Source organism: Micrococcus sp. HMSC31B01 (genome assembly GCF_001816085.1).
Lineage (GTDB): Bacteria > Actinomycetota > Actinomycetes > Actinomycetales > Micrococcaceae > Micrococcus > Micrococcus luteus.
On sequence record NZ_KV824928.1, the window covers coordinates 1 to 779 of the forward strand.

1 protein-coding gene is annotated in these 779 nt (G+C 76.6%); it reads right to left on the reverse strand.

Going from position 1 to position 779, the window contains the following annotated elements; genetic code table 11:
* Positions 1-43: 43 nt before the first annotated feature.
* On the reverse strand, positions 44-779 hold a 736-nt coding region (locus tag HMPREF3105_RS01735), incomplete at its 5' end, for a TrmH family RNA methyltransferase (protein ID WP_070708627.1).

Here is a 779-nt window from a genome sequence, read left to right on the forward strand (position 1 = left end):
GGCGGGGATCCTCACGGATCCCCGCCCCTTCTGGCGTGTGCGTTCAGTCCCGCGTGGTCGGCGAGGCCATCGCCGAGGCGTAGAGGCACACCGTGGCCGCCGTGCCCACGTTCAGGGACTCCGCGGCGCCGTAGAGGGGCACGGCCACCCGGCGCTCCGCCAGGGCCAGCTCCGCCTCGTCCAGGCCCTGGGCCTCATTGCCGAACAGCCAGGCGGTGCGCGCCCCCAGCGACGCCGGGGACAGGGCGTCCAGTCGATCGGACCCGTGGCCGTCGGCGGCCCACACCTGTAGACCCGCCGCCCGGGCAGTCACCGCCACGTCCTCCGCCTGCACCCCCGCGAGCACGGGCAGGTGGAACAGCGACCCGGCGGTGGACCGGACCACCTTGGGGTTGAACGGGTCGACGGAGCCCGGGGTGAGGACCACCGCGTCCGCCCCGGCCGCGTCCGCGGCTCGGATGACCGTGCCGGTGTTCCCCGGGTCCTGCACGCGGCACAGCACGGCGGCCAGGCGCGCCTCCTCGAGGACCGCTTCGGCGGCCTGCGGCTCCGGCATCCGCGCCACGGCGACGATGTCCTGCCCCGTCACGGCGTCGGCCATGGCGGTGAGCACCTCGTCGCTGGCCTCGCGCACCAGGACGCGCTCACCACCCGGCGTCGGGCGGTCCCGGACGCGCGCCACGAGCTCGGCGAGCGCGGGGTCCCGGTCCACGAGTCCGCCGGACACGTACACCTGGGTCAGCACCCGCCCGGCGCGCCACTGCCCCGCGGCGGCCGTC